The organism is Maribellus maritimus (assembly GCF_022267315.1).
GTDB classification, from domain to species: Bacteria; Bacteroidota; Bacteroidia; order Bacteroidales; family Prolixibacteraceae; genus Draconibacterium; species Draconibacterium maritimum.
In genome coordinates, this window is record NZ_JAIKLE010000005.1 from 84,799 (window position 1) to 109,056 (window position 24,258).

18 protein-coding genes are annotated in these 24,258 nt (G+C 37.6%); 7 read left to right on the forward strand and 11 right to left on the reverse strand.

The genetic code is table 11. The annotated features are described in order from the left end of the window. Window positions 1-26: 26 nt before the first annotated feature. The 4 genes from K5G00_RS06340 to serC form a co-directional block, all read right to left on the reverse strand. Window positions 27-3,002, reverse strand: a complete 2,976-nt coding sequence (locus K5G00_RS06340) for a PEP/pyruvate-binding domain-containing protein (RefSeq protein ID WP_238765298.1) — start codon at window positions 3,000-3,002, stop codon at window positions 27-29. Window positions 3,003-3,141: 139 nt separating this feature from the next. Continuing rightward, the gene (locus K5G00_RS06345) at window positions 3,142-4,392 is read right to left on the reverse strand and encodes a DUF1015 domain-containing protein (RefSeq protein ID WP_238765299.1); all 1,251 of its coding nucleotides are present in this window, start codon (window positions 4,390-4,392) and stop codon (window positions 3,142-3,144) included. A gap of 135 nt (window positions 4,393-4,527) precedes the next feature. Next, window positions 4,528-5,448 carry an NAD(P)-dependent oxidoreductase gene (locus K5G00_RS06350; RefSeq protein WP_238765300.1) on the reverse strand — a complete coding sequence of 307 codons (921 nt, stop codon included), beginning with the start codon at window positions 5,446-5,448 and terminating at the stop codon, window positions 4,528-4,530. A gap of 56 nt (window positions 5,449-5,504) precedes the next feature. Continuing rightward, complete coding sequence (serC, locus tag K5G00_RS06355) at window positions 5,505-6,575, reverse strand: 3-phosphoserine/phosphohydroxythreonine transaminase (protein WP_238765301.1); 1,071 nt, start codon at window positions 6,573-6,575, stop codon at window positions 5,505-5,507. A 371-nt stretch (window positions 6,576-6,946) separates the two neighbouring features. On the opposite strand from serC, the gene K5G00_RS06360 reads away from it, so the two are divergent. Beyond that, window positions 6,947-8,341 (forward strand): sulfatase, encoded by a 1,395-nt coding sequence (locus K5G00_RS06360; RefSeq protein WP_238765302.1) that lies wholly within the window; start codon window positions 6,947-6,949, stop codon window positions 8,339-8,341. Between the two features lie 28 nt (window positions 8,342-8,369). On the opposite strand, the gene gcvT is transcribed toward K5G00_RS06360, so the two are convergent. After that, window positions 8,370-9,452: a glycine cleavage system aminomethyltransferase GcvT gene (gcvT, locus tag K5G00_RS06365; RefSeq protein ID WP_238765303.1), complete on the reverse strand. Its 1,083-nt coding sequence runs from the start codon at window positions 9,450-9,452 to the stop codon at window positions 8,370-8,372. 212 nt (window positions 9,453-9,664) lie between these two features. Here gcvT and K5G00_RS06370 point away from each other — a divergent pair, with 212 nt between their 5' ends. Further along, the gene (locus tag K5G00_RS06370; protein ID WP_238765304.1) at window positions 9,665-10,015 is read left to right on the forward strand and encodes an Hpt domain-containing protein; all 351 of its coding nucleotides are present in this window, start codon (window positions 9,665-9,667) and stop codon (window positions 10,013-10,015) included. A gap of 23 nt (window positions 10,016-10,038) precedes the next feature. Then, window positions 10,039-10,329 (forward strand): PQ-loop repeat-containing protein, encoded by a 291-nt coding sequence (locus K5G00_RS06375; protein WP_238765443.1) that lies wholly within the window; start codon window positions 10,039-10,041, stop codon window positions 10,327-10,329. On the opposite strand, the gene clpB is transcribed toward K5G00_RS06375, so the two are convergent. Further along, on the reverse strand, window positions 10,326-12,914 hold the full coding sequence (gene clpB / locus K5G00_RS06380) for an ATP-dependent chaperone ClpB (RefSeq protein ID WP_238765305.1): 2,589 nt from the start codon (window positions 12,912-12,914) through the stop codon (window positions 10,326-10,328). The two genes, K5G00_RS06375 and clpB, sit on opposite strands and share 4 nt — an antisense overlap. A gap of 618 nt (window positions 12,915-13,532) precedes the next feature. On the opposite strand from clpB, the gene ppdK reads away from it, so the two are divergent. Then, window positions 13,533-16,235: a pyruvate, phosphate dikinase gene (gene ppdK, locus K5G00_RS06385; protein ID WP_238765306.1), complete on the forward strand. Its 2,703-nt coding sequence runs from the start codon at window positions 13,533-13,535 to the stop codon at window positions 16,233-16,235. Window positions 16,236-16,598: 363 nt separating this feature from the next. Here ppdK and K5G00_RS06390 read toward each other — a convergent pair whose 3' ends face one another. From K5G00_RS06390 to K5G00_RS06410, 5 genes are all read right to left on the reverse strand, one after another. Continuing rightward, window positions 16,599-17,252, reverse strand: coding sequence for a response regulator transcription factor (locus K5G00_RS06390; protein ID WP_238765307.1), 654 nt, complete (start codon window positions 17,250-17,252; stop codon window positions 16,599-16,601). 13 nt (window positions 17,253-17,265) lie between these two features. Continuing rightward, window positions 17,266-18,051, reverse strand: coding sequence for a sensor histidine kinase (locus K5G00_RS06395; protein ID WP_238765308.1), 786 nt, complete (start codon window positions 18,049-18,051; stop codon window positions 17,266-17,268). Window positions 18,052-18,152: 101 nt separating this feature from the next. Next, a complete protein-coding gene (locus tag K5G00_RS06400; protein WP_238765309.1) occupies window positions 18,153-18,800 on the reverse strand; it encodes a hypothetical protein in 648 nt (215 codons plus the stop codon). Between the two features lie 14 nt (window positions 18,801-18,814). Then, entirely contained in the window at window positions 18,815-19,456 is a 642-nt protein-coding gene (locus K5G00_RS06405) for a hypothetical protein (RefSeq protein WP_238765310.1), read from the reverse strand. Window positions 19,457-19,689: 233 nt separating this feature from the next. Beyond that, a complete protein-coding gene (locus K5G00_RS06410) occupies window positions 19,690-20,877 on the reverse strand; it encodes a hypothetical protein (RefSeq protein ID WP_238765311.1) in 1,188 nt (395 codons plus the stop codon). A gap of 203 nt (window positions 20,878-21,080) precedes the next feature. On the opposite strand from K5G00_RS06410, the gene ruvX reads away from it, so the two are divergent. Genes ruvX through K5G00_RS06425 form a run of 3 tightly spaced genes read left to right on the forward strand, consistent with a single transcriptional unit; the run spans window position 21,081 to window position 24,199 of the window. Beyond that, the gene (gene ruvX / locus K5G00_RS06415; protein WP_238765312.1) at window positions 21,081-21,503 is read left to right on the forward strand and encodes a Holliday junction resolvase RuvX; all 423 of its coding nucleotides are present in this window, start codon (window positions 21,081-21,083) and stop codon (window positions 21,501-21,503) included. A gap of 47 nt (window positions 21,504-21,550) precedes the next feature. Continuing rightward, window positions 21,551-22,108 (forward strand): peptide deformylase, encoded by a 558-nt coding sequence (gene def / locus K5G00_RS06420; protein WP_238765313.1) that lies wholly within the window; start codon window positions 21,551-21,553, stop codon window positions 22,106-22,108. 57 nt (window positions 22,109-22,165) lie between these two features. Then, window positions 22,166-24,199 carry a ComEC/Rec2 family competence protein gene (locus K5G00_RS06425; protein ID WP_238765314.1) on the forward strand — a complete coding sequence of 678 codons (2,034 nt, stop codon included), beginning with the start codon at window positions 22,166-22,168 and terminating at the stop codon, window positions 24,197-24,199. Window positions 24,200-24,258 lie beyond the last annotated feature (59 nt).

A 24,258-nucleotide genomic window follows, 5' to 3' on the forward strand; every position in this document is an offset into this window, starting at 1 on the left:
CCAATAATTTAATCAAATTCTTATTTTCAGCAGTAAATCAACGCCTTTTGTTCTTTGCCATTCATTAAAACTGTCAGGGGTTCTTTAAACTCAACATGTTTAATAAATTCTGTTTCCTCAACCAAATTTTTGTCGGTAAGTTTCTCCATTTTCAACTTTGAACTGCGGGAATTATGCGGCACCGAGAAGTAGCCCACATTCATTGACGTTACGTTGTGGAAAAAATGTGAACCAAGAGAGGCATCCAGTGGAAAATCGGGCAGCCCCATTTCTACAATAATACGCGCTTTTGAAATGTGCGCCCACAAAACAGGAATCCCGGTGTATGGATCCCGCGAGCCCCAGCGCCCGGGTCCTATCAGAATATATTCTTTTCCCTGTGCTTCAAAACGGAGGTTTAGTTTGCGAATCTCTTCCGCCATTTGTTTGGTCTTCATTTTATTAAATTTTACAGGATCGACAAAAACCACATCTTTAATATCGTTTATCTTTCCGTTTCCCATTCCCCTTTCGGCGTACATAAGTATTTTGTCCTCATCAACAGCACCCATATCAATCTCCACTTTTTCCTCTATACGGATCAATGGTTTTATCTGTAAAAGATAAAATGTAGGCAATCCATTCTCAGCCTTTTCCAAATCGATGGCATATTCAATTTCAACCGGTGAGCCCATCGCTTCTTTAAAAAGCTTTAATAGCACTTGTAAGGTTTCAGCCAGTGGCAAGTAACCGTATTTTAAGATATTTGCAAAATCGACAACACGCGGTCCCTTCATCTGGATTCCCGGGATCAAATCATCATTTTCCATTATATAAGTGGAAGTAGAATGTTCGAGAGTTTCATCTTCTTCAGCATCTTTTATCCGGAACCGTTTTATAGCGGCATCTTCTCCGTCGGTAATTAAATCAAAATTGTCTTTGGTAAGGTCGATAGCATAAAAATGCTTCTGCGAGTCTCTGAGCTGATCTTTAACAGAAGTTGGATTAATGTTTGGATAAAGCGGACAAAACCTGTAGGAATTTTCGCCGCCAACCACGTACATTCCCAAACCAACGGCAGCTACAGAAAAACCATCCTCCGGCTTCATATATGATATGGGATAGTAGTTAAACGACTGTGCCACACCCGAAACACTTGGATAATATTTATCGTTGTAATTGTGCCCAATTACCTCCTGGATAACCACTGCCATTTTCTCTTCTTCTATTTTATAGTTCACCGCATCAAAATAAGCTTGTGCCGAATCGGTAAAAATACTGGCATACACTAATTTAATCGCCGTTTCCAATTGCTGGTAACGAATTAAAATATCTGTATGGTTATTGGGAATAAGATAAGTTGAATAAACCCCCGAGAAAGGCTGCAGCAAAGAGTCTTCAAATAAACCGGAAGAACGAACCGCCAGTGGCTTTTTCATTTTTTCGAGGTATTTTATTAGTCGTTTTCGGATTTTTTCGTCAAACTCTGATTCCAGAAAATGCTGGCGAATCGATTCAAAATCATTTAATGAATAAATATCATCGTACAGATTATTCATTTCGATGAATTTATCAAACTCCAGGGCTCCTAAAACTGCTGTAGCAGGTATACGAATATTCATACCCTTGATATAATTCTGAAAATCTATATTTTCGATAATGTGGCAAATAAAAGCGATTCCGCGGCCCTTTCCCCCTAAAGACCCCTTCGCCAGCCTAACGACAAAACGATTATGATCAACCAGAACCGGGTCAAAGTTTACAATCGTTCCCTTTAATTTTTCGTATCGAACCGAGCGAAAAACATTGAGACAAAAATTTCTCAACTCCTCTGCAGATTCAAAATCTTCTGTTTTTATGGGACGTAATCTTTCGGCCATATTTATTTCACCGCGCGCCATTAACCAGGTGGAAAAAGAATTTCGTTTTCCGTGATAGAGCATTGCCTCAGCCGGAATGGTACTAAATTTTTCCTGAAACTCCTGCAGATTTTCTGCTTCGGCCAGGGGTTTACCATCCATACCCTTAAATACAAAATTCCCAAATCCAAGCCTCCTGTAAAGAAAATTAAGAATGTCCATCGACAAACTTTCTGAATTTTTATTGATAAAATCGGCACCTACACTTTTGGCGCGTTCCGCATTTGAAATATCATGCGATTGTAACAACGATGGAATCGGATATTTAAAAGTTTGTTTGGCATATTTTAGTAATTCAATTCCGGCATCTTCGTTATCCACGCCATCCTTCTCAAACTTAACATCGGAAATAACACACAAAATATACCGGCGGTAAGCGTTAATTAAACGAACTGCCTCTTCGTAAGTATCAACCAGCAATACTTTCGGACGTGCCCTCATTTTTAAAATTTTATGCAGTTCGTCGGTAGCATCCTCCTGAACCAAAATCTGGGTTTGTGTCATCACTGTAGTGTAAAGCATCGGCAAATACCTTGAATAGTATTGAATGCTATCCTCCACCAAAAGAATAACCCGTACATTTCCGTTTTGTGTATCGCGGGCCACGTTTTTTTTATCCTCGATATATTTTATCATGGCAAGAAAAACATTCGAGTTTCCATTCCAGACAAAAATACGGTCGATTGAATCCAGCTTTCTCCCTTCCGCCTGAAAATACCGTAAATCGGCATTGTTGTTTACAAGTAACAAAAGCGGAACCCTGGGACGAATGGCTCTTATTTCTTTTGACGTTTGAACAGGTGTATTCTTGTCAACTCCGGCCATAACAATAATTAAATCAAAATCTTTATGCTTTAGCGTTAAAAGCGCATCTTCCTGTGAGTTAACACTTGTAAAGCGCGGTGCTGCATATAAATTTAGCTGTAAGTATTCTCCAAAAATCTTGTCGCTAAACTGTCCTTCACGCACAATGGAATACGAGTCGTAAAGTGTAGCAATCAGGAGCACCTCTTTCACTTTAGTGGGCATCAATTCCTGAAAAATATCACGATCAGTTTTTTTCCGTTTGTAAATGTTTGCCAGTGAAATATTTTCAAGTTCCATAAATATCTGTTTTGAACGATGAAATTAAGAAAAATTCAGGCTTGTTTTTGAATTGGGAATATGCTGAAAAAAAGGTAATTGTTAAATTAAGGACAAAAAAATCCCGGAGTTTTCTCCCCGGGACATTTGATTTGTTTTATCAGTCGAGTTTATGAATAACCAGGCCTGAGCGTAGTTTGGGTTCAAACCAGGTGGTTTTGGGCGGCATAATGTTTCCGCTGTCGGCAATATTTATCAACTGCTGCATAGAAACCGGATATAAAGCAAAAGCGGCTTTCATTTCCCCTGAATCGACTCTTCGTTTTAATTCAGCCAAACCACGAATTCCGCCAACGAAATCAACTCTTTTTGAAGTTCTTAAATCTTTGATATCCAATACCGGATCTAAAATCTGTTTTGAAAGAATGGTTACATCCAAAACACCAATCGGGTCTTCATCATCATACGTTCCTTCTTTTGCTGTAAGTTTATACCAGCTTCCGGAAAGATAAAGACTGAACTCATGTAATTTTGAAGGTTTATAGATTTCCTCTCCCATATTTACTACTTCAAATCCTTTTGAACATTCTGCCAGAAAATCAACATCTGACAAACCATTTAAATCGGCAACCACACGATTGTAATCGATAATCTGCAACTGATCATCAGGAAAATGAACTGCCATAAAAAAATTATATTCCTCGTCTCCTGAATGATTGGGATTTTGTGCTGTTTTTTCCAGCCCGATTCGGGCTGCTGCTGCCGTGCGGTGATGACCGTCGGCAACATAGGTAAAAGGTACTTTCTCTGCAAAAAGCCTTTCAATTTTTTTATTTGTTTCCGCGGAATCAATCGTCCAGAAATGATGTCCGAAACCATCTTCTGCGGTAAAATCATATTCCGGGGGATTATTTTTAACGATTTCTGCTACAATTTTGTCAATTTCAGGAACAGCTTTGTATGCAAAAAATACAGGCTCGATATTGGCATTTAAATAACGGGTCAGTACCATCCGGTCTTCCTCTTTTTCCGGCCGGGTTAACTCGTGCTTCTTGATGATTCCATTTTCATAATCGGCACAGGCCGCGGCACCTACAATTCCATACTGCGTTTTTCCATTCATAGTTTGCGCATAAATGTAATATTTTGCCTGTCCATCCTGTTGCAGCCAACTTTTTTCCTGGAAAGCTTTAAAATTTTCAACCGCTTTGTTGTACACTGTTTCAGAATGAATATCATCTACATCGGGGCATTCAATTTCAGCTTTTGTAATCCGCAACAGCGATTTTTCTTTTCCTTCAGCCATTTGAGCTGCTTCTTCCGAATTCATTACATCGTAGGGAAGACATGCCAGTTCTTCAACAATTTCTTTTGGTGGCCGCAGCCCTTTAAATGGTTTTATTTTTGCCATTTGAAATAGATTTTGAATATTGATACAAATAGATTTTAGACCGTCAAAAATAAAAATCTAAAATCCAATAGCGATAACAATTAGAATAATCTTTTCCTAAAAAATTCCTCCTCTTTGGGAAGGCCGGGTGGGTCTCTATTTATTCACCTGGTATGTTTTATCTCCTTTTTCAAAAAAACCGACGATTTGTTCTGCAGCTGCAACTCCGGCATTAATATTTGCCTCTGCAGTTTGTGCTCCTGCTTTTTTGGGTGTAAAGAAATAACGTCCGTCAAATCTTTCAGCAAAATCTGCTTCACAGTCGGGAGTAATATCCGACATGTATTTTAAGCCTGGCTTTTCTTCCATAATCTTCAGCAAATCCGGTTCATTTATTACTTCTTTTCGGGCAGTATTTACCAAAATACTACCGTCTTTTAAGTGTTTCAACACTTCGTAACTTACCGATTTTATGTGTTCTCCCCTGGCCGGAACATGAATGGATACGATGTCGCTCTTTTCATACAACTGTTCCAGCGAATTGGTTACTTTTAGCCCGATAGCAGCAGCTGCATGTTTACTGTAGCGTGTATAAACAATTACTTTCATTCCCATGGCACGTGCAATACGAAAAACATTTCGTGCCACAAAACCAAATCCGTGCAGTCCGAGTGTGCGACCACGAAGTTCTCCACCAGGTTTGCCGCTAAACATTTCACGAATTCCAAAAATGGCCAGACCGATTGCAAGTTCAGCAACTGCGTTGGAGTTCTGGCCGGGAGTATTCATTACTACTATACCTCTTTGGGTTGCTGCACTCAGGTCAACATTATCGTAACCGGCGCCGGCGCGAACCACAATCTTTAAGTTCCTTGCAGCGTCCAGAACTTCTGCATCAAATTTATCGCTTCTGATAATGGCTGCATCAACATCAGAAATACGCTTTAGAAGCTCTTCTTTCGAACTGTATTTTTCAAGTAATAATAAATCATAACCCTCCTTTTTTAAAATTTTACCTATTTTTTTTATTGCTGCGGGAGCAAAAGGTTTTTCAGTAGCAATTAAGATTTTTCTCATAACTCAAATTTTTAGTGCAGAAAAAAAGATGCAGGGTGAAAGTCCTGCATTTTTTTTTATTTTATTTTTTCAAATTCCTGCATGGTTTCGACCAGCGCCTTAACACTGTCGGTGGGCATCGCATTGTAGATTGAAGCCCTGAATCCTCCAACCGACCGGTGTCCCTTGATACCAATCATTCCTCTTGCTGTTGCAAATTCAAGGAATTCTTTTTCAACTTCACCATATTCAGGCGCCATAACAAAAGTTACATTCATTCTTGAACGATCTTCCGGCTCAGCGACTGTAGGAACAAATAATTTATTACGGTCGAGTTCATCATAAAGAATAGATGCTTTTTCCACATTTACTTTTTCAATGGCTTCTACTCCACCCTGGTCTTTTAGCCAGATTAAAGTTTGCAAGCAACCAAAAACTGCCAATGTTGAAGGTGTATTAAACATCGATCCTTTATCAGCATGGATTTTATAATCAAGCATTGTTGGAATCGTCCGTTCAACTTTCCCCAGAGCATCGTCTTTTACAATAACCAAAGTCGCACCTGAAGGGCCAAGGTTTTTTTGCGCGCCGGCATAAATCACAGCATATTTTGACACGTCAAGCGGGCGGCTGAAAATATCTGATGACATATCGGCAACCAGTGGCATAGCAACTTCCGGTTCTTTCAGAATTTCTGTTCCGTAAATGGTATTGTTTGTTGTGTAATGAAAATATTCAGCATCGGCCGGAACTTCATATCCTTTTGGAATATAATTAAAATTTGCATCCTTTGATGATGCAACTTCAACCACTTCTCCAAACAGTTTTGCTTCTTTAATTGCTTTTGAAGCCCAGGAACCTGTGTTCAGGTAAGCAGCTTTTTTGTTCATCAGATTATAAGGAACCATTAAAAACTGTGTACTCGCACCTCCCTGTAAAAACAGTACAGAATAACCGTCGGGAACATGCAGTAACTCTTTTACCAATGCTTGTGCTTCGTCCATTACGGCAACAAACTCTTTGCTTCGGTGTGAAACTTCCATTACAGAAAGCCCTGTTCCTGCAAAATTAACCGCTGCTTCCGCTGTTTTTTCCTTTGTAAATTCGGGCAAAATTGAAGGCCCTGCATAAAAATTGTGCTTTTTCATTATTACAACAAATTAAAAAGGTGAATTAATTAAAACCATTTCGTTGCAAACTTTACTTCAAAGTTCGTTATAAGTTAAAGGTTTGCAGATGAGAAAAATCAATATATCTAATAAAAATTTGAGTTTTAAAACATTAATAAACAACACAAAACCAAATGACAGAAATCATATTTTCTTCCAGATGATTTATAATCGGATAAAGCCCAACTGTTTGTTTAGCATACAAATTTATCGGAATCTAAATAAGAAATCCATTTTTTAAAACATTAATCTTCTACAATAATAATTATTTAAAAAAGTTATAAATTACCGCTTTACAAAATTGTTTGAAAGAATTACTGACAATTTCTGCCAAATCAAATTGACATAAAATGAAAAACACCAAATTCAAGCGGTTACTAATCCTTCTGTTGGTCATACTGGCTTATTCGTGCAAGACAAATCAGGAAGACAAACCGGTTAATTTTATTTTTATTTTAGCTGACGACCTGGGATACGCTCAATCCGGTTGTTACGGCAGTGAATATTATACAACTCCCAACATTGACAAGCTCGCCCGTGAAGGCATGCGGTTTACCAATGCTTATGCTGCGTGCCCGGTATGCTCCCCAACAAGGGCAAGCATAATTACAGGCAAATACCCGGCACGTTTGCACATCACTGATTTTATTGCAGGAAATAAGCGTGATGATTATCCGCTCTCCCAGCCCGACTGGCAGAAGTTTCTTCCTCTTGAAGAAGTTACGTTTGCTGAACTACTGAAGCAAAACGGCTATCAAACAGCGCTGTTTGGGAAATGGCATTTAAGCAAAGAAAAAACACCGCCGGAGAGTTTACCTTTTAATCCGGACAAACAGGGATTTGATGAAACTTTTGTTACTTACAAACCTTCCGGAAATATGGAGCAGCCCTGGCAACAGCCGGAAATTGACGGGCACAATGTAGATACCATTACCCGTTTGGCAACAGAATTTCTGGAAAGAAACCAAACAAAGCCGTTTTTCCTGTTTGTGTCGCATAACTCCATTCATGATCCTTTAATGGAAAAACAGGAAACCATTGAAAAATACAAAAAACGGAAGGGAGTCGATAAACGGGAAAACCACGCTGTAATTGCTGCCATGATTGAACGGCTTGATAAAAGCTGTGGCACCATCTTTAATAAAGTGAACGAACTGGGACTTGAAGAGAATACTGTGATTATTTTCTTCTCTGATAATGGCGGCAGAGATTTGTATGCCAAACAAACACCGCTTCGTTCCGGCAAAGGATGGATTTACGAAGGAGGAATACGCGAACCGCTGATTGTAAAATGGAAAGATAAGTTTCGAGCGGGCACCCTCTCGGAATCATTGATCAGTTCAATTGATTTTTATCCAACATTTCTTGATTTAGCGGGAATAAACGAAAACCCTGAAAATATAGACGGAAAAAGTTTTCTTCCGGTTTTAAACAATCCGAAAATAGAAATACACGATAATCTTTTCTGGCACTATCCACATTACCACGCTGGTTCAGGGATGATGCCTGCAAGCGCTGTTCGCTCAGGGAGATATAAACTAATTGAATGGCATGAACCTTTGTTGATTGAAAACCAAAATGCGTGGGAGCTTTTCGATTTGGAGAATGATATCGGAGAAAAACAAAATCTTTGCGACAGCCTTCCAGAAAAAGTAAAGGAACTGAAACTTGTCTTAACCACCTGGAGAAGCGAAGTGAATGCCCAGATGCCTCAAATAAATAAAAATGCCACTCCAAAAAATTGAAGCGGCAACAATATTGTATGAACGAGATTTAAATAAAGGGCAACTTTACAATCTCTGCGGGAATATTTTTATTCCTGATTTTTACAAAAATCTGCGTTCCAAATGCAGAATACTCTTTGGCAACATATCCCATACCAATTCCTTTGTTTAAAACGGGCGACATGGTACCCGAAGTTACCTTCCCAATAACACTCCCTTCCGAATTTACCAACTCATAGTCATGTCTCGGAATACCACGCTCCTGCATAATAAAACCGCGCAGTCTGCGTGTAATGCCTTCGGTCTTTTGCATCATCAGAAAATCACGATCGATAAATTTCCGGCCGTTGTTAAATTTGGTAATCCATCCTAATCCGGCTTCAATCGGAGACGTAGTGTCATCAATATCATTTCCATATAAACAGTATCCCATTTCCAAACGTAAAGTATCGCGCGCACCTAAACCAATAGGTTTTATTCCAAATTCTTCGCCCGCTTCAAAAATAGCATTCCACATTTCGTCAGCAACTTCATTTCTGAAATAGAGCTCAAAACCACCCGCACCGGTATAACCAGTAGCTGAAATAATTACATCATCTATACCAGCCATTTTGCCTGTAACAAATGTGTAGAATTTTATTTCGGAAAGATTTATGTCTGTTAATTTCTGTAAAGTGGCATTTGCTTTGGGCCCCTGAATTGCAAGCTGGCTAATTCTGTCGGAAGCATTCTCAAGCTCCGCGCCAACATCATTCTGACTCACAACCCAATTCCAGTCCTTTTCAATATTTGCAGCATTTACAACCAACATGTATTTTTCGGGTTCATAAAAATAAACCAGCAGATCATCAACAATTCCACCTTTACCGTTTGGGAAACATGAATATTGCGCCTGCCCTGGAGTTAAAATGATTGGGTCATTTGAAGTAATCTTTTTTACCAAATCCAGCGCTTGTGGTCCTTTGATCCAAAACTCGCCCATGTGCGAAACATCAAAAACTCCTACAGACTCACGAACAGTCATGTGTTCATCTTTAATTCCGCTGTATTCTATAGGCATTTCAAAGCCTGCAAACTCAACCAATTTACCACCCGCTTCTTTATGAATTTTGTTAAATGCTGTAATTTTCATTTCAATATTTTTAGTTCATCCAATCCACAATAACCATCGAATTGGAAACATATTTAACTGATATAACGTTCAAAATAAAAAACTCAAAATATAAGTAATTATTACGCAAAGCTATCAATTCAAATATAGCTGACACATGAAATTTATCAGAAAAAATAACAAGTAGAATGTATCAGATATTTCGTTAAATTGCGAATTATTAAAATTTCAAGATGGAAAAGGAAAATTATCCCTTGGATTTGGGTTACCTCGACGATGTTGCCGGAGGTGATATCGATTTCAAAAAAGAACTGGTAAAAATTTTTCTGCAACAAGTGCCGGTTTTTATTGAAAACATGAAAAAATTTCAGGAAGAAAAAGATCTTGAGAATCTTGCAAAAGAGGCACACACTGCAAAATCATCGGTTTTAATTTTTGGGATGGAAGAAACCGGAGCCAATTTAAAAAAAATTCAACTTCTGGCAGAAGAAAATCAAACGCAACAGATCCCGATGTTATTGGAAAAGTCTATCCGTGACATGGAGGAAATAATACTTCCGTTACAGCATTTTATGGAATCCTGACTTCATACCTTTTAAAAGTGAATATGTTGAATGAAATGATTGGCTGGACAGGAAATATCCTTTTCGCCATTTGTGGTATTCCACAGGTTATTAAAACCTATAAAACCAAGAGTGCAAAAGATTTAAGCATTCTGTTTTTATGGTTATGGCTTGCTGGCGAAGTTCTGACCTTTATCTATATTATCAATGGAGATCTGGAAACAGGCTCCATACATTGGCCGTTGTATTTTAATTACATCGTCAATATTTTTATGGCCTGTTTCCTGATCTACGCAAAATATATCTACCCAAAAAAATACGTTTCCGCTCCTTAATTTCTGAAAATTAATCCGTTGCTATCAAAATCAATTACAATTGTTTTATCTTTTTGAACCTTCCCTCCGATAATCTTTTTTGATAACTCATTTAACACGTGTTTTTGTAATATACGTTTTACCGGACGTGCTCCAAAATGAGGATCAAAACCAGCACTCGCCAACCATTCCACAGCCGAATCAGTAATTTCTATTTTTATGTCTGCTCCCGCCACTCTCTTTAATACCTGCTCAAATTGGAGTCGAACAATTTCTGTAATATCCTCTTTTGAAAGTGGAGTAAACACAATTGTTTCATCAATCCGGTTCAAAAACTCCGGCCGAATGGTTTGTCTCAGCATTTCCATCAAACGGTTTTTTGTTTCTTCCAAAATAAACTCCTGATTCTCCTCATTCATACGCTCAAAACTTTCCTGAATGATTTGTGAACCGAGATTGGAGGTCATTATGATAATGGTATTTTTAAAATTTACAGTCCTCCCCTTATTGTCTGTTAATCTTCCGTCGTCGAGCACCTGAAGCAGCACATTAAAAACGTCGGGGTGTGCTTTTTCAATTTCGTCAAACAACACTACAGAATACGGTTTGTGACGGACTGCTTCAGTCAATTGTCCACCTTCATCATACCCTACATATCCGGGGGGACTACCGATGAGACGCGTGACTGAAAATTTCTCCTGGTATTCCGACATGTCAATCCGCGTAATCATATTTTCGTCATCAAAAAGATACTCCGCCAGTGCTTTTGCCAATTCTGTTTTTCCTACACCTGTCGATCCCAAAAAAATGAAAGAACCGATGGGTCTTTTCTCATCCTGCAAGCCAGCCCTGCTTCTACGCACCGCGTCTGAAACAGCAACGATTGCCTCATTTTGTCCAACAACGCGTTTATGCAGCTCATCTTCCATAAGAAGTAGTTTTTCACGCTCGCTTTGTAACATTTTTGATACCGGAATTCCCGTCCAGCGAGCTACGACTTCGGCTATGTCTTCTGCATCAACCTCCTCTTTAATCAGATTTTCACCTTCTTTTAATTTTTGCAGTTCTTCCTGGTATTTCTGAATCTCATTTTCGGCCTCTTTAACCCGACCATAACGAAGCTCTGCTACGCGCTCATAATTTCCCTGGCGTTCTGCTTCTTCTGCTTCACGTTTAAAATCTTCAATTTCCGATTTCTTTTTCTGAATATTATCAATAACTGCTTTTTCGGACTGCCATTTGGCTCGCAACCGCGATTGTTCTTCTTTCAGATTTGAAATTTCTTCGTGCAGTTGTGCCAACTTTCTGTCGTCTCTTTCCCGTTTTATTGCTTCACGTTCTATTTCGAGCTGTTTTACCCGACGTTCAATTTCATCCAGCTCTTCCGGGACTGAATCCATCTCCAAACGTAATTTTGCTGCAGCCTCATCCATTAAATCAATAGCTTTATCAGGTAAGAACCGGTCGGAAATATAGCGTTGCGACAGCTCTACCGAAGCAATAATTGCGTCGTCTTTTATTCGTACCTTATGGTGGTTCTCATACCTTTCTTTTATTCCTCGTAAAATAGAAATGGCACTCAGCGTATCCGGCTCTTCCACCTGCACTACCTGAAACCTTCTTTCCAGCGCTTTGTCTTTTTCAAAATATTTTTGATACTCGGCATAGGTTGTCGCTCCAATTGCACGAAGTTCACCACGAGCGAGTGCGGGTTTTAAAATATTGGCTGCATCCATTGCACCTTCTCCTTTTCCCGCTCCAACCAAAGTATGAATCTCATCGATAAACAACACCACTTCATCATTCGACTGAACAACTTCATTCACCACAGCCTTTAAACGTTCCTCAAATTCTCCTTTGTATTTTGCACCTGCAATCAGCGCTCCCATGTCGAGAGAATAAACCTGTTTTGTTTTCAGGTTTTCGGGAACATCACCGCGAACAATTCGATGTGCCAGGCCTTCTGCAATAGCAGTTTTCCCTGTACCGGGTTCACCAATTAAAATAGGATTATTTTTTGTCCTGCGGGATAAAATCTGAAGAATTCGGCGAATTTCGTCATCACGTCCGATCACCGGATCCAACTTTCCACTTCTCGCTCTTTCATTTAAATTCAAAGCGAAACGGCTTAACGAATTAAATCTGTCTTCAGCAGTCTGACTATCGACATTGGAACCTTTTCTTAACTCTTGAATAGCTAATTTTAATTCTTTTTTTGCAATACCATTGTCCTTCATCAAATGGCTTACAGAATCTCCAGCTTCAAGCAATGCCAACAAAATATGTTCTACGGAGACAAACTGATCCCCCATCTCCTGAGCCAACGCAAGTGATTTTTGCAAAACCTTGTTGGCCGATGAAGAGAGATACTGTTCCCCTCCGGTAACTTTCGGGTATGATTCGATTATCTTATCAAGTGCCTGTTGAAAAATTGCGGTATTAACTCCTAATTTTTTTAAAAGAAAATTCACCACATTCTCTGCAGAATGTAAAAGTCCTTTTAACAAATGGCCTGTTTCTATACTTTGCTGATTATAGCCTTGTGCTATTTGAAAACCATGTTGAATGGCCTCCTGCGCTTTTATTGTAAAATTGTTTAAATTCATATCTCTCCTGTTTTAACAAACATTCAGCCACAAGCAAAAAAAGAACCATAACTACCTAACAGACAGCCTGTCATATTTATACAATTTGAAAATGAAATTATTTCTGAAAATGAAATTATGATATGAATATTTGGCAGAAAACAAAAAAACAAGGATGAAATCTCACCCTTGTTTTCTTAACCTAACCAAATCTATTCTCTATGAAAAAACACTTTTTTTGTCTAACTTCTTGTACAAAAATAAGCCAGAAAAGAGTTAATACATCTCAAGCAAAGTTAAAGAATGTTAAACCTTAATTCTCAAATCAATAAACAACATTCTATTAACATTTACTCCTTCTATATTTCCTATTTTTAAAGTGCTTACGAAATTTTATTTTAACTGAATCAGAGTTGAACAATCAACCACAAAATTCAATTATTTTATTCATAAGCCTGCAAATATGTACATAAATAAATATTATATGAATTATAACCCACTGAAAATAATGCAATATGCATCTATAACAGCTTTGTAATGTCCTATAAAAGTTTCTATTATGAAAAAATAGAGTTACTTTAGCAGTCCGAATTTTTCGAGATATTTTTAATCTAATTATAACTAAAAAAAATACATTTTATGGCAAAGTACGTTTATACCTTTGGAGCAGGTAAAGCTGAAGGTAAAGCTGACATGAAAAATCTCCTTGGTGGAAAAGGAGCCAATCTCGCAGAAATGAATCTCATCGGAGTTCCGGTTCCTCCCGGATTTACAATTACTACCGAGGTTTGTACCATGTATAATGAGCAAGGGCAAAAAAGTACGTTTGAACTTATAAAACCGGAAGTAGAAGCTGCCGTAGCCATGGTAGAAGAACTTACCGAAACAAAATTTGGCGATAAAGAAAATCCATGTTTGGTTTCAGTTCGTTCGGGAGCAAGAGCTTCAATGCCCGGAATGATGGACACCGTACTAAACCTTGGTATGAATGAAGATGCGGTTGAAGGCATTTCAAAAAAATCAGGAAACCCAAGATTTGCTTGGGATTCATATCGTCGTTTTGTTCAAATGTACGGCGATGTGGTAATGGAAATGAAACCTGCCAGCAAAGAAGAAATTGATCCTTTTGAAGAAATCATAGAAGAATTAAAAGAAGAAAAAGGCATCCAGCTTGACACCGAATTTACTACTGAAGATTTAAAAGAGTTAGTAGTACGTTTTAAAGCCGCCGTAAAAAAAGAAACAGGAAAAGATTTTCCTGTTGATCCCTGGGAACAACTTTGGGGAGCTGTGGCCGCAGTATTTAACAGCTGGAACAATCCACGGGCTATTCTTTACCGTCGTTTGGAACAAATTCCTGACGAATGGGGAACTGCGGTGAATGTTCAGGCTATGGTATTTGGCAATATGGGGGGTAACTCAGGTACAGGAGTTGCTTTTACCCGCGATGCGGCTACCGGTGAAGACATTTTTAATGGTGAATATTTGATCGATGCACAGGGAGAAGATGTGGTAGCAGGTATTCGTACTCCACAGCAAATTACACTGGAAGGATCCAAAAGATGGGCTATTTTACAAGGAATCAGTGAAGAAGACAGAGCTGCTAAATACCCTTCGCTGGAGGAAGCGATGCCTGAAATGTATAAGCAGTTGAATGACACTCAGCAAAAACTGGAAGATCACTACAGCGATATGCAGGATCTTGAATTTACCATCCAGGAAGGTAAACTGTGGTTATTACAAACCCGTAACGGAAAACGTACAGGTGCAGCCATGGTAAAAATTGCTGTTGATATGCTCGAAGAAGGTCGAATTGATGAAAAAACTGCCCTTTCAAGAATAGACCCAAACAAGCTGGACGAATTACTGCACCCTGTTTTCGAAACTGAAGCGATAAAATCGGCAAATGTATTAACAAAAGGGTTACCGGCATCTCCGGGAGCAGCGACCGGCCAGATTGTTTTCTTTGCTGATGAAGCAAGTAAATATCCTGCTTCAATTCTTATCCGGGTTGAGACTTCTCCTGAGGATTTGGAAGGTATGCACATCGCCAAAGGCATCTTAACCGCACGCGGAGGTATGACATCGCATGCAGCAGTTGTTGCCCGCGGAATGGGAAAATGTTGTGTATCAGGAGCCGGAATGGTAAAAATAAACTACAAAACCCGGATTATGACCATTGACGGAAAAGAATTCAGAGAAGGTGACTGGGTTTCATTAAACGGGACTACAGGTGAAGTTTATGAAGGTAAAGTTGCAACCATGGACCCGGATTTAAGTGGTGATTTTGGTAAAGTAATGGATTGGGCTGACAAATTCACAAGAATGAAAGTCCGCACCAATGCAGACACACCAAATGATGCAAAAGTTGCCCGCGAATTTGGCGCTGAAGGAATTGGTCTCTGCCGCACAGAACACATGTTCTTTGAAGGTGAACGAATTAAAGCTATGCGCGAAATGATTCTGGCTAAAACAGAAGAAAAAAGACGCAAAGCTCTTGACAAACTATTGCCTTACCAAAGAGAAGACTTTGAAGGTATTCTCGAAGCGATGGCCGGTTATGGTGTAACTATCCGTCTTCTCGATCCGCCATTACATGAATTTGTTCCTCACGAAGAAGAAAACCAGAAAGAGATGGCAGATGAAATGGGGATCTCAGTTGAAGAAGTAAAAGCTTTGGTTGAAGATTTACATGAATTCAATCCAATGTTGGGACATCGTGGTTGCCGTCTTGGAAACACCTATCCAGAAATTACTGAAATGCAGGCGCGCGCCATTATTGAAGCAGCTGTCAACCTGAAACAAAAAGGTGTTGATGCACGCCCAGAAATAATGGTTCCTTTAATCGGTACTGTTAAAGAATTAAAACTCCAGGCAGATATTATTCACTCAACCGCTAAAAAAGTTTTTGAAGAAAAAGGTGCTGAGTGTGAATATATGGTTGGAACAATGATTGAAATACCAAGAGCTGCTGTTACTGCCGATCAGGTAGCTGAAGTTGCTGAATTCTTCTCGTTTGGTACAAACGACCTTACACAGATGACTTTTGGATACTCACGAGACGATGCCGGCAAATTCCTGCCAGTTTATATCGAAAAAGGAATACTGAAAAATGATCCATTCCAGGTTCTTGATCAGGAAGGTGTTGGACAGGTAGTTAGAATGGGAGTTGAAAAAGGCCGAAGTGTAAAACCCGGGTTAAAAGTAGGAATCTGTGGTGAACATGGTGGCGAACCTTCATCTGTTATGTTCTGCGATAGCGTGGGAATGGACTATGTAAGTTGTTCTCCATATCGCGTTCCAATTGCCCGCGTTGCTGCAGCTCAGGCAAATACAAAATAATCAGATACTTACTCACAATATCACTAAAAGCCGTTCAGTTGAGCGGCTTTTTTTATGTTTGCCATTAGGTATTTTTACCTAATATAAAAACAGGTATAAATACTCTTTCACAGATAAATTAATTATAAGACATTTGCTGGTGAGATTTAGAATACGAAAAGACATAAAACAACATTTAAGATATTCCCCGCACATTAGTTAGTAGTTATTCTTAGTCACACACAGCGTTCCTTTTTGTATCGTAAAGGTTTTCAGTTCAAACTCTCTAACTTTGGAATCCCTTCCGTACTGAAAAATTCTAAGCTAAAATGGGGAACAACTAGAAATTTCTATTTAAAAGGCCGCAAAATAGCGGCCTTTTTTTTATATATGAACTATCTTATTTTTAAAAGCAAAAACAACTAATCCTGCCATATTTTTTGTTTCTGTTTTTTCCAAAAGCCTTTTTTTGTGGCCCTCGACAGTTCTTTTGCTGATAGATAAAACCTCTGCTATTTCCTGTGCTGTATTTTCTTTGCAAATAAGCTCCAGAACCTGAATTTCTCTTTCCGACAATTCCGGATTCAAAGAAATCTCTTTTCTGCTTCCATTGTGAATATTCCGTAAAACCAAATTTGAAATATCAGATGGAAAATAAAATTCTTTCTCGATTAGTTGAGAAAGGGCAAGTTCCAACTCATCGGGGTCGGCATTTTTTAATAAATATCCGTTTACTCCCTTGTTTATCATGTAAAGTATAATCTGCTCGTCGTCTTCCATGGTCAGAATCAAAATTTTCACATCTGGAAATTGCTCCTTTATTTTCTGTGTAGCTTCAATGCCATCCATTACGGGCATTTTTATATCAAGCAAAACGACATCAGGCTTAACCTCTAAATCATGAAGCAATTTAATCAGTTCCAAACCATTTTCTGCTTCGTATATCTCATTTACAAACTCAAAATCTTTAACAATCGAATGAATACCTTTTCGGAATAATCGGTGATCGTCGGTAATTACTACGTTTATTTTCTCCATAGAAAGAATGATTCTAAAAATTGGCAAAAATAATAGCTAACGTTCCTTTTCCCGGGATCGATCTCATTTTAAATTTGGCGCCTATTGTTCCGGAACGACTCTCCAAATTTTTTAATCCCAGGCCTGTTTCCAGTTTTTCATTCAAGTCAAATCCTTTCCCATCATCGCTGATGGAAACTGCTAGAGAGGAGTTTAAAAACCTTGTTTTTATTTGAATTCGAGATGGCTCTGCATGTTTCAACGCATTGTTTACAATTTCCTGAACAATACGAAAAACGGCCAGTTCCTTCTTTATTTCAAACCGAACAGGCTCTCCGGTGCTCCAATATTCAATTTCGATTTTCCCTGATTTATTGATCCAGTTGACTAATTCCTGTATTGCAAAACTTAACCCCAGTTTTTCAAGTGAAGGAGGTAACAAATCCCTTGAAATACGCCTTACCTGTGTAATAACCTCATCTAAATAGGATTTTGTTTCTCCTGCAAGTGTTTTTGCTTTTTCTGATTCCGATTTTTTTTCAATCTGCCCCACATTCAGTTTTACAACCGACAGCATCGCTCCAACTTCATCGTGTAAATCGCGTGCAATTCTCTTTCTTTCTTTTTCCTGAGCAGAAATTGTATTTCGTAATATTTCTTCCTGTTGGTCCGATTTCACTTTAGTTAATTCCAACTCTTTTTTCAGAAGCCTTTTTTGATAAGCAACAAAAAAGAAAAAGATGGCCACTGCAAGAATGATCATTCCGAGTGAACCAATATAATAAACGGTTGTAATATCGGTAATTCCGGTTTCCGGCATCAAACAAACATTTAAGAAATCCCTTAGGGAAGCTAAAATTAAAACAATTTCATAAACTTTTATCTGAAATCATTTATTTATTGAACACCGGAATCAATTTATTAACCGACTGTTTTTCGTTTACCAGCCTTCAAAAAACCAACAGCTATCAGAATATAAAATAAAGCCATCAAAGCGGAATAATAATACACAGTAATTTTTGAAAATTCCCTTGAAACTGCCAGAATATTGTTAAACAAAATGTAAAAAAACAGGTTTCCTGTATAGTAAATTAAAATAGCTGTATTGATCCATATCAAAGGTTCGTCGGCAAGTTTAACAATTTTTGCTTCCATCATCACTTTATAAAAATACATGATGGATAATAAAATTATTAATATGTCTCCCAACGAACTCGGTAAAGACGGATACTCATAAATACTTTGAATAAACAACGAATTGACTACCCAATATACGATAAAAACAAAACTCAAGATTAAATAAATCCTCTTATCTATAAGACCTCTTAAAACATAAAAATAGAATGTAAAAAGCAATCCAAGGGAAACAGCTCCATACAAATGCAATACTGGCATCGCATTTCTAACATCAGCGAGCAAAAAAAGTAGTCTGGTAAATACTTCGTTAGCCGTCCCGTAACAAACAAAAATGAATATTATTTTCAGATTTTTGTCAAAACTTTTAAAAACAAATAATCCAACAATAAACGGAATTAGAATGGAAGTCCAGTTTAGATAAATAAAATTCACAGGAACAATCAGTGTTATGTATTGTAAATACTCCTCTCATCGCAAAATGGAGGGCAGAAGCCACTTCCGTCAAACACTTCCATATCGTCATCCTCTGCTCTCATCTCGGTCGGCTCCGGATAAATCATCACATCCATCGCTTTTTTGACACCAAAATCCAATTCAGCTTCTGTTTGACTTTGAGTAATAAATATCTCGTGTAATTCGAACTTGGTGAGCAGATAGGCATTGGGGTAAATATACCTTCGTACTTTTGCCTCTGCATCTTCAGCATCAATTTCCCCCGACCGCCATTTCCGGTATCTCCTGATACTACCGATAACAGCCTGTGTGTTATTGGAATAATCCACATTCTTTTCCTCCAGTTTAAAAACCGGTGTTTCATAATCGGCATAAACATCGCCGCTTCCCAGCAAAAATGCAGAAACGGCATATGCACACAATACATTTTTGCCATTTTGTTTTTCTTCTTCTAACGCCAGGTAGATTCGAACCCGGTTTTCGTTCTCACCGGCCAACTTTAAATAGGTATCCTTTTCAAGTATAATTTGGGGAACAATAAGGTTAAATGTTTTTTCTTTTTCTTCGTTAAAATTTTTTCTCCAGTTCCTTGCTTCAACTGGTGGAATTTGATCTCGCTTTAATTTTGAACTCATTGTATTTCTAATTGGTTAAGTAAAAATAACTAAAATCTACCATTTGAAATCAGGTCTAAAAACATATTTATCTACAATTTAGTTAAATCTGTTTATAAAATACAAATCAACTGCATGGTGTTTACATAATATATATAACGTAATAAGGCCAAGTTTATTTACACTTTTAAAATAAAGACAAAAAAAGACTACCACAGAGGTAGCCTTTTTCAAAATTATAAACAAGAATTATATCAGTAGTAAAGGTCGTCTTCAAAATAATAGCCATCATTCCGGTAACCGTCATCAAAAGAGTAATATCTTTCGGGATAATGCACTAAACGAAAACCAAAATCTGTAAACTCAAAGAATAAATTACCGACTCTGAAGTAAAGATATCCGTTAATATACACTCTTTCATATTCGTGAGGCAGTGCGTCAAAAACAACTCCGAAAGGCACATCCACCAAAACATATCCAACACCTCTGAAGAATCTGAAGAAATGCCCGTCGTAGCAATAATACCTGTTATGGTTATATACAAATATGTTCGGACTGTAAACAAACCTGCGGATTACGTGACCATATACAGGATGGTGATAATAATGTTTGTGGTATCTGTATGAATAGGGATTGTATCCATGATAATAGTCTCTCCAGCTATAGAAATTCCAACGATACCTTTCCCAACTTCTGTCCCAATGTTTGTGATTACTGTAATTGTATTTCTTGTAATATCCCCTATCTCTGTGGTTATAGTTCATATTACCTGGCCTTCTGCTTTTATTCCAAACCTGTTTGCTTCCCCTGTAATCTCTGTTTGGAGTGTATCTTTTGTCATTGGTATCCAGCCGGTATTTTTCGCGCGAATTTATTCCAGTTGTGCGACGCACGTTGTTATTTGTATTCCGCGTTGAATTAAAATGGTAAGTTGCACTCTTTTCCCGGCCCGACGGTCTACGATCGTTTCTGTTTAAATTAACGGCAGAGGAAGAATTTCTATTTCTTTCAACCTGTCTGTTTACACTACTGTTGCGTTGGTTTCCAGTCTGAGTATTTCTGGTTGCATCCTTAAATTTAGGAGAGCTTTTCCCTGAGTTGGCTGTCCCCCTGTTTGAAGCAGACCTGTTTTCACGATTATTCTTCTGCTGTTGTGAACGACTTGATTTATTTACACTGCTCCTTGAGATATCATTTGATCTGCTTGACGAATTTCGATTAACTGTACTTTTTGAAGTACTCTTTTTAGATTCAAATTTCCTGGAGTCCGATTGTTTCGTTTTTTTGCCACTGCTTCGTCTGTTATCGCTTTTTTGTACCCGCGTTTCAGTTTTGTTTGTCTTACTTTGTTGGCGTTGAGCTGTTGCAGGAATTGCTGTGCTTATTACAACTGCTGCAAGAGTAACCATCGTAGCAAGCAGTTTTATTTTATTTGTTTTCATGATTTTGTTTTTTAGTAAATTCTACAACGTTTTTTGCTATGCTCTAATGGCGCCTTTATTCATATCGATATGTTATGAAATAAAGCAAAGCCTGTGCCAAAACATTTTTTAACATTTCGTTAAAAACACAAAACCCTCATCGATAAAGCCTTATAATCTGTTTTTTATTCTATAAAATCTATCTAATTTTACGCCGAAATATTATGGGAAGAATTTTAGCTATCGATTACGGAAGGAAAAGAGTGGGAATAGCAGTTACCGATCCGCAACAAATAATTGCCAATCGTTTAACCACAATTGCAACACACACCATCTGGGAGTTTTTAAATAAATATTTTCAGGATGAAAAAGTTGACGGAGTTGTTGTCGGCTATCCAATGACACTGAACAACCAACCCTCGGAAGCTGTTAATTATATTAATCCTTTTTTAAAAAAATTCGAGAAAAAATATCCCGAAATAAAACTGGAAACATTTGACGAAAGATTTACTTCGAGAATGGCTTTTCAGACAATGATTGACGGAGGAGTAAAAAAACAAAAAAGAAGAGACAAAGCTATGGTTGATGCAATAAGTGCAACCATTATTTTGCAAAACTATTTAGAATACAAAAGAAATAAAATATAATTCCTGTTCTTTCAGGTAATTTCACACCAAATAAAAACAGAATATAAATGAAATACCCGGTAACAGTATACGGCGATCCTTTATTAAGAAAAACAGCAAAAAATATTGACAAAGATTTTGAAGGATTAAACGAGATAATTGAAAATATGTGGGAAACCATGTATACCTCGGATGGAGTTGGTTTGGCAGCGCCACAGATTGGTAAATCCATTCGGATTTTTATTGTTGATGCTTCATCGGGAGCTGACGAAGAGCCGGAACTGGCCGATTTTAAAAAGGTATTTATTAATCCTGAAATAATTGAAACATATGGGGACGAGTGGATTATGAATGAAGGTTGTCTCAGTTTACCTGAAATAAGAGAAGATGTTTCAAGACCCGATAATGTGCGTATAAAATATTTTGACGAAAACTTTGTTGAACATGAAGAAACGTTTAAAGGATATGCGGGAAGAATTGTTCAACATGAATACGATCATCTTGAAGGTAAGTTATTTATAGACTATTTATCGCCATTGAAAAAAAGATTGCTTAAAGGTAAACTTACAAATATTGCCCGAGGAAAGGTTCAGCCACACTACAGAATAAAAGCTCCTGTTAAATAAAACATAACCTTTTTTCAAAATTTCCGTTTGAAATAACAAATCCTTCAAACTGAAATTTTGGACCAAACAGTACAAAAAATTCCCTTTCTCCGATTGACCATTGCCCTGGCACTGGGGATAATCATTTGTGCGCAAGCTGCAATCCCGGCACTGCTAATTCTTCCTCTAGTAATTACGGTACTTTTTTTACTCATTTTTCTTCATAAAAATTATTCATTTAACCGCCGAACCCTATTTGGCGTTTTAGTACACTTTCTATTTTTCTCTGTCGGCGTGCTTACTTTTCATTTGTATAACAAAAAGCCAACATTTTATAAAGAGGGGAAATTTCTGGCAACCGTTTTTGAAACTCCTCAAGAAAGAGAAAATTCATATAAATCAGCACTTTTAATACGCGCTTTTTCAAGCTCGGGAGATAACAAATACACTAAAACAAAAGAAAAAATTATTGTTTATTTTGAACCTGATAAAAGAATGTCATCACTCTCCCCCGGAGATCAAATCATCTTTTCTCAATCACCCCAAATAATCCAAAACAATGGAAATCCGTTTGAATTTGATTACAAAAGCTACCTCGCGAGAAAAAAAATCTACCGACAAATTTATTTACCGTCTGACGAATGGACAAAAACCGACTTGAAACCAAAATTGTCGTTAATTATTCTTGCCGAAAAAACACGCGATAAACTGCTAAAAAAGTACAGGGAGCAAAACATCGGAGAAAACGAATTTGAGATCCTGTCAGCACTGACGCTTGGTTACAAACGGGAGCTCGACCCGGAAATTAAAAGAGTATTCTCTTCAGCGGGTGCCATGCACGTACTTGCGGTGTCGGGTCTGCATGTTGGTATCATATACTGGGTTCTTATCACTTCTTTGGGTTTTATCAAACGAAAAAAAACGGGCCGCTTACTTTTTGCATTGCTTGCCATATTTTGCCTGTGGACATACGCTTTTGTTACCGGCCTGTCTCCATCGGTACTGAGAGCTACAACGATGTTCTCCTTTTTTGTTATTGGCGATAGTATCAAACGCAAAGGAAATATATACAATTCCCTGGCTGCTTCTGCCCTGTTCCTGTTATTAATTAACCCGAATAATTTGTTCGAAGTTGGCTTTCAACTTTCCTTCTCTGCTGTTTTTGGCATTGTGTACCTTCAACCAAAAATAAGTGGATTACTTCCAATTAAATATAAACTCCCTAACTATTTCTGGACACTTTTAACCGTATCTGTTGCAGCTCAAATTGCCACTTTCCCAATTTCTACCTTTTATTTCAACCAGTTTCCGAGCTACTTTTTTATTTCGAACCTCTTTGTTATACCGGCGGTTTTTGTTTTAATTCCCCTGGGAATTTTGCTTCTTGTTTTTTCATCAGTTCCAATACTTTCAAACAGTATCTCTTTCGCAATCAATTGGGTACTCAATAACATCTATTTTCTGCTTAAAGAAATTGAGAATTTACCATTTGCTGTTCAGAAAATTTCGTTCACAACACCGGAACTTATTTTTGTTGTTACTATTTTAGTTTCATTCCTTTTAATCCTGAAAACGCCTCGCACGTTATATATCAAAATCACATTAATTTCAATTTTACTGCTTGTTTGCAATTCTCTGATTCAAAAAATTCAATCAAGAAACACAAATCAACTTATTGTATACAACAGTGCGGAGAATCTTATTTTGCAGCTTATCTCCGGCAAATCAAACTATGTAATTTCAGACAACGAAATACACAACGAAGATTATGAAAAAACCTTTATTGAGAATACCACAGTAAAAATGAATCTGAACCCGGCTCGTTATTTAAATCCAAACAAAACGTTTAAAAACGAAGAGTTATTTATCAAAAACGGACTTATATTCTTTAAAGGTAAAATTATTGCAGAAAACGAAAATGCAAATAAACTCCCTCCCAACATTATCGCCGACTTTGTCATAAATCCTGTTTATTTCACTAAAGAAAAACAAAACCACATCAACAAATCTTCAATTATTATTACAAACAAAAGATTTATTCCAAAAAGCAATCCCTTTTCAAATCAAATTTTCAATGTAACAAAACAAGGTGCTTACCAAAAAAAATGGTAACTTTTCACATTAAAAGAATATTTTTTTATATAATATTCGTCCATTATTTTCTGGAAATT

Coding starts and splice junctions, on each gene's coding strand:
- K5G00_RS06340 (WP_238765298.1), bottom strand. CDS start 3,002: ATGGAACTTGAAAATATTTCACTGGCAAACATTTACAAACGGAAAAAA.
- K5G00_RS06345 (WP_238765299.1), bottom strand. CDS start 4,392: ATGGCAAAAATAAAACCATTTAAAGGGCTGCGGCCACCAAAAGAAATT.
- K5G00_RS06350 (WP_238765300.1), bottom strand. CDS start 5,448: ATGAGAAAAATCTTAATTGCTACTGAAAAACCTTTTGCTCCCGCAGCA.
- serC (WP_238765301.1), bottom strand. CDS start 6,575: ATGAAAAAGCACAATTTTTATGCAGGGCCTTCAATTTTGCCCGAATTT.
- K5G00_RS06360 (WP_238765302.1), top strand. CDS start 6,947: ATGAAAAACACCAAATTCAAGCGGTTACTAATCCTTCTGTTGGTCATA.
- gcvT (WP_238765303.1), bottom strand. CDS start 9,452: ATGAAAATTACAGCATTTAACAAAATTCATAAAGAAGCGGGTGGTAAA.
- K5G00_RS06370 (WP_238765304.1), top strand. CDS start 9,665: ATGGAAAAGGAAAATTATCCCTTGGATTTGGGTTACCTCGACGATGTT.
- K5G00_RS06375 (WP_238765443.1), top strand. CDS start 10,039: ATGTTGAATGAAATGATTGGCTGGACAGGAAATATCCTTTTCGCCATT.
- clpB (WP_238765305.1), bottom strand. CDS start 12,914: ATGAATTTAAACAATTTTACAATAAAAGCGCAGGAGGCCATTCAACAT.
- ppdK (WP_238765306.1), top strand. CDS start 13,533: ATGGCAAAGTACGTTTATACCTTTGGAGCAGGTAAAGCTGAAGGTAAA.
- K5G00_RS06390 (WP_238765307.1), bottom strand. CDS start 17,252: ATGGAGAAAATAAACGTAGTAATTACCGACGATCACCGATTATTCCGA.
- K5G00_RS06395 (WP_238765308.1), bottom strand. CDS start 18,051: ATGCCGGAAACCGGAATTACCGATATTACAACCGTTTATTATATTGGT.
- K5G00_RS06405 (WP_238765310.1), bottom strand. CDS start 19,456: ATGAGTTCAAAATTAAAGCGAGATCAAATTCCACCAGTTGAAGCAAGG.
- K5G00_RS06410 (WP_238765311.1), bottom strand. CDS start 20,877: ATGAAAACAAATAAAATAAAACTGCTTGCTACGATGGTTACTCTTGCA.
- ruvX (WP_238765312.1), top strand. CDS start 21,081: ATGGGAAGAATTTTAGCTATCGATTACGGAAGGAAAAGAGTGGGAATA.
- def (WP_238765313.1), top strand. CDS start 21,551: ATGAAATACCCGGTAACAGTATACGGCGATCCTTTATTAAGAAAAACA.